This is a genomic window from Streptomyces albidochromogenes (genome assembly GCF_005981925.1).
GTDB classification, from domain to species: domain Bacteria; phylum Actinomycetota; class Actinomycetes; order Streptomycetales; family Streptomycetaceae; genus Streptomyces; species Streptomyces albidochromogenes.
Genome location: NZ_VBVX01000419.1, coordinates 1 through 4,807, shown reverse-complemented (window position 1 = coordinate 4,807; position 4,807 = coordinate 1). Strand labels below are relative to the sequence as shown.

5 protein-coding genes are annotated in these 4,807 nt (G+C 71.0%); 3 read left to right on the top strand and 2 right to left on the bottom strand.

The window, feature by feature from the left end; genetic code table 11:
- The first annotated feature begins 50 nt into the window (after window positions 1-50).
- Complete coding sequence (locus E2E34_RS31540; protein WP_138905271.1) at window positions 51-1,577, top strand: MFS transporter; 1,527 nt, start codon at window positions 51-53, stop codon at window positions 1,575-1,577.
- Window positions 1,578-1,637: 60 nt separating this feature from the next.
- Here the strand turns inward: E2E34_RS31540 and E2E34_RS31535 are convergent, their stop codons facing one another.
- Window positions 1,638-2,129: a MarR family winged helix-turn-helix transcriptional regulator gene (locus tag E2E34_RS31535; RefSeq protein WP_138905270.1), complete on the bottom strand. Its 492-nt coding sequence runs from the start codon at window positions 2,127-2,129 to the stop codon at window positions 1,638-1,640.
- A gap of 101 nt (window positions 2,130-2,230) precedes the next feature.
- Here E2E34_RS31535 and E2E34_RS31530 point away from each other — a divergent pair, with 101 nt between their 5' ends.
- Window positions 2,231-2,992, top strand: a complete 762-nt coding sequence (locus E2E34_RS31530) for a dioxygenase family protein (RefSeq protein WP_138905272.1) — start codon at window positions 2,231-2,233, stop codon at window positions 2,990-2,992.
- 62 nt (window positions 2,993-3,054) lie between these two features.
- Here E2E34_RS31530 and E2E34_RS31525 read toward each other — a convergent pair whose 3' ends face one another.
- Entirely contained in the window at window positions 3,055-3,603 is a 549-nt protein-coding gene (locus E2E34_RS31525; protein WP_138905269.1) for a GNAT family N-acetyltransferase, read from the bottom strand.
- A 162-nt stretch (window positions 3,604-3,765) separates the two neighbouring features.
- Here E2E34_RS31525 and E2E34_RS31520 point away from each other — a divergent pair, with 162 nt between their 5' ends.
- Window positions 3,766-4,788 (top strand): sigma-70 family RNA polymerase sigma factor, encoded by a 1,023-nt coding sequence (locus E2E34_RS31520; protein ID WP_138905268.1) that lies wholly within the window; start codon window positions 3,766-3,768, stop codon window positions 4,786-4,788.
- Window positions 4,789-4,807: the final 19 nt, after the last annotated feature.

Below are 4,807 nucleotides of genomic sequence, written 5' to 3'. Positions count from 1 at the left end.
CACGCTTACGTACCTTTTTCCGCTTTTCGCACCCCTAGGTGGACCCCTCCATGCCAAAAACAGCCGACACTCTCCTCCCCGACCCCAACCGCTGGAAAGCGCTGGTCTTCATCGCCCTCGCGCAGCTGATGGTGGTGCTCGACGCGACGATCGTGAACATCGCGCTGCCGTCGGCCCAGCACGACCTCGGCATCTCGGACGCCAACCGCCAGTGGGTCATCACCGCGTACGCTTTGGCCTTCGGCGGACTGCTGCTCTTCGGCGGCCGCATCGCGGACCTGTGGGGCCGCAAGCGCACCTTCGTCGTCGGCCTGCTCGGCTTCGCCGCGGCCTCCGCGCTCGGCGGCGCCGCCACCAACGAGGCGATGATGCTGGGCTCGCGCGCCCTCCAGGGCGCCTTCGGCGCGCTCCTCGCACCGGCCGCCCTGTCGCTGCTCGCGGTGACGTTCACCGACGTCAAGGAGCGTGCCAAGGCCTTCGGCATCTTCGGCGCGATCGCGGGCGGCGGTGGCGCGGTCGGCCTGATCCTGGGCGGCTTCCTCACCGAGTACCTGAACTGGCGCTGGACCTTCTTCGTCAACATCCCCTTCGCGATCGTCGCCGCCGCCGGCGCCTACTTCGTGATCCGCGAGCCGGCCGGCGGCCGCAACCGCTCGCCGCTCGACATCCCCGGCGTCGTGCTGTCCACGCTGGGCCTGGTCGCGCTGGTGTACGGCTTCACGCGCGCCGAGTCCGACGGCTGGGCGGCCGGGGCGACGGTCGGCCTGTTCATCGCCTCCGCCGTGCTGCTCGGGGCCTTCGTGCTCGTCGAGTCCAAGGTCAAGTCGCCGCTGCTGCCGCTGCGCGTCCTGATGGAGCGCAACCGCGGCGGTGTCTACCTGTCGCTGGGTCTCGCCGTCATCGCGATGTTCGGCCTGTTCCTCTTCCTCACGTACTACCTCCAGATCGTGAAGGGCTACTCGCCCGTCATGACCGGCTTCGCCTTCCTGCCGATGATCGCGGGCATGATCACGGGCTCGACCCAGATCGGCGCCCGCCTCATGACGCGGGTCGCCCCCCGCTACCTGATGGGCCCCGGCTTCCTGGTCGCGGCGCTCGGCATGCTGCTGCTGACGCAGCTGGAGATCGGCTCGTCGTACGCCGGACTCATCCTGCCCGCGCAGCTGCTGCTCGGCCTGGGCATGGGTACGGCGTTCATGCCGGCCATGTCGCTGGCGACGCACGGCATCGAGCCGCGCGACGCGGGCGTGGCTTCGGCCATGGTCAACACCTCGCAGCAGGTCGGCGGCGCGATCGGCACGGCGCTGCTGAACACCATCGCGGCCAGCGCCACCACGGCGTACGTCGCCTCGCACGCGGCCGGCGCCACCAACGCGCAGCTGCTCCAGGCGCAGGCCATGGTGCACGGCTACGCGAGTGCCATCTGGTGGGCGGTCGGCATCCTGGCCGTCTCCGCCACGATCGCCCTGACGCTGATCAACACCGGCCGCCCGGGGACCACGACGGTCGCCGCCGGCGGCGCGGGCGCGGCAGCGGACGCCGAGGACGAGGTGAAGATCCCCGTCATCGCGCACTGACCCCCGCGCCGGCCCGCCGCGCACGGACGTCCCGCACGCACCCGGACCTGCCCCGGCTCCCTAACGGAGCCAGGGCAGGTCCGCGTCCGTGTCCTGGGGCTGGAGCCCCTCGGCCATGATCCGCATGATCTCGCCGAGCTGCCCCACCTGTTCCGGGGTGAGCCGGTCGAACATCGCCTGGCGGACCGTGGCGACATGGCCGGGTGCGGTCTGCCTCAGGACCGCGTACCCCTCGTCCGTCAGTACGGCGTTCTGGCCCCGGCGGTCGGACGGGCAGTCCTCGCGGCGCACCCAGCCGTTGCGCTCCAGGCGGGCGACGGCGTGCGAGAGCCGCGAGCGGGTGATCTTCGCGATCCGGGCCAGCTCGGTCATCCGCAGCCGCCGCTCCGGCGCCTGGGAGAGCTGCACGAGGAGGCCGTAGTAGACGTGCGGCATTCCGGCGTCGCGCTGGAGCTGGCGGTCGAGGTGGTCCTCCAGGAGCGTGGTGGCCTGGAGGTAGGCGCGCCAGGTGCGCTGTTCCTGTTCGCTGAGCCAGCGGGGTGCCGTCGTCATGCCACCACTCTACGGCCCACTTCTTGAAGGTTAAACTAGATAGGCGTAGGGTCGTGTCCGTACTGCTTGAAACTTCAAGGGAAGGTCCGGCCATGGAGCGCATGCCCGCCCTCTACCTGAGCCACGGCGCCCCGCCACTGGCCGACGACCCCGTCTGGCCCGGTCAGCTCGCCGCCTGGTCCGCCGGCCTGCCGAGGCCCCGCGCCGTCCTGATGGTCTCCGCCCACTGGGAGGAGGCCCCGCTCGCCCTCGGCGCGACGCGGACCGTGCCGCTCGTGTACGACTTCTGGGGCTTCCCCGAGCCCTACTACCGCGTGGAGTACGCCGCTCCCGGCGCCCCCGCCCTCGCCGACTCCGTACGCAAACTGCTGCGCGGCGCCGGCACGCCCGTCCAGGACATCCCGGACCGCGGGCTCGACCACGGGGCGTACGTCCCGCTGGTCGAGATGTTCCCTGCGGCCGACATCCCCGTACTCCAGATCTCCATGCCCACCCTCGACCCGCGCCGCCTGATGGACATCGGGCGCAAACTCGCGCCCCTGCGGGACGAGGGCGTGCTGATCATCGGCAGCGGCTTCTTCACCCACAACCTGGCCGCCCTGCGCCATCCGGGCGGGGGAGTCCCCGGCTGGTCGGCCGAGTTCGACGCGTGGGGGCGCGAGGCGCTGGAGGCGGCCGACGTGGACACGCTGCTCGACTTCGCGCACAAGGCCCCGGCCGGCCGGCTCGCCCATCCGCGCACCGAGCACTTCGCCCCGCTGTTCGTGACGCTGGGCGCCGCGGAGGGTGAACTGGGGGCGCGGCGCGATGTGATCGACGGCTTCTGGATGGGGCTGTCGAAGCGGTCGCTCCAGTTCGGCTGAGGCGTACGGGCGGCGGGTGGCCGGGCCGTCAGACGGGCCGGGCCGTCAGGCGGGCTGGTCTGTCAGGCGGGCGCCGCAGGGCCGGGCGGCGCGCCCAGCCCGCGTTCGTACCAGGCGACGTCCCAGTAGCGGCCGAACTTCCGGCCCACCTCCTGGTACGTACCGACATGACGGAAGCCGAAGCGGGCATGCAGACGGGCGGAAGCCTCGTTGGGCTGCGCGATGCCGGCGTACGCGCGGTGGACGTCCTCGCCCTCCAGGGCCGCGAAGAGGGCCTCGTACAGGAGCGTGCCGATGCCCAGGCCCCCGGCGTCCGGAGCGCAGTACACGCTGACCTCCACGGAGGTGGCGTAGGCCGCCTTCGGACGGAACGGGCTGCTCGTCGCGTACCCCAGCAGCCGGCCGGAGCGCACGTCCCGGGCAACCAGGAGGCGGTGCGGGCCGTCTTCAGGGTGGGAGAGCAGCCACGGGCGGCGCTGCTCGGGCGTGAAGACGGTGGTGTCGAAGGTGATGGCCGTCTCGCGGACGTAGTGGTTGTAGAGGTCCGTCAGGGCATCGAGATCAGCCTCCGTGCCCGCCCTGACCTGCACCTCTGCGGGTCCCTGCGCCATGTGTCTCCCCTCGGCGGCGGACAGGGTACTGCAAGATCACGAAAATGAATGCACGCCGTGGGAATTCTGTCCGGTTTCCAGTCGTTGTTTCCATCGGAAGCGGGGCACCCGAAGGGAGTCCGGCAGCCAACCCATCGCGACCTACTCAGCAAGGGAGCACGCATGGCAACCCGTGCCGTCGCCCGTCGTCAGACCGCCTCCAGCGGGTCCGGCGGGGTACGCAGCGTTCGCGCCGCAGGCGGGGAGATCGCCGACCGTGACCTGGTCGGCATGTACCTCGACGAAATCGCACGGACGCCGCTGCTCGACGCCGCCAAGGAAGTGGACCTCTCCCAGACCATCGAGGCGGGGGTGTACGCCCAGCAGATCCTCGACAAGGAAGTGACCTCAGCCGTCGCCACGGCGGGGGAGAGCGGGGCGGACGGAGCCTCCCGCGAGGAGCTGGAAGCGCTGGTCGCCCAGGGTGAGCGCGCCAAGGACCTCTTCATCCGCTCCAACCTCCGGCTCGTGGTGGCCGTCGCGCGCCGCTATCCGCGCAGCGGTCTGCCCCTGCTCGACCTGATCCAGGAGGGCAACGCGGGCCTGGTGCGCGCGGTCGAGAAGTTCGACTACACCAAGGGCTTCAAGTTCTCGACGTACGCGACCTGGTGGATCCGGCAGGCGATCACCCGTTCCATAGCCGACCAGTCCCGCACCATCCGCCTCCCCGTCCACCTCGTGGAGGAGCTGGGCCGCATCCGCCGCGTGCAGCGCGAGTTCAACCGCATGCACGGGCGCGACCCGGAGCACGCGGAGATCGCGGCCGAGCTGGAGGCCAAGCCCGAGCGCGTCAGCGACGTCCTCGACTGGGCGCGCGACCCGGTGTCGCTCAACATGCCGGTCGACGACGCGGGCGAGACGCAGTTCGGAGACCTGCTGGAGGACACCTCGGCGGTCTCGCCCGAGCAGTCGGTGCTCTCGCTGCTGCGCAGCGAGGAGTTGGAGAACCTCATCGGCCACCTCGACGAGCGCACCGCCTCGATCATCCGCATGCGGTACGGCATCGAGGACGGCCGCGAGCGGACCCTGACCGAGGTCGGCAAGCAGCACGGACTGACGCGTGAGCGGATCCGGCAGATAGAGAAGCACGCGCTGCTGGAGCTGAAGCGCCTGGCCCACGACACCGGCTTCGAGTCGGCCGCCTGAGGCCACCACCCCCCGAACG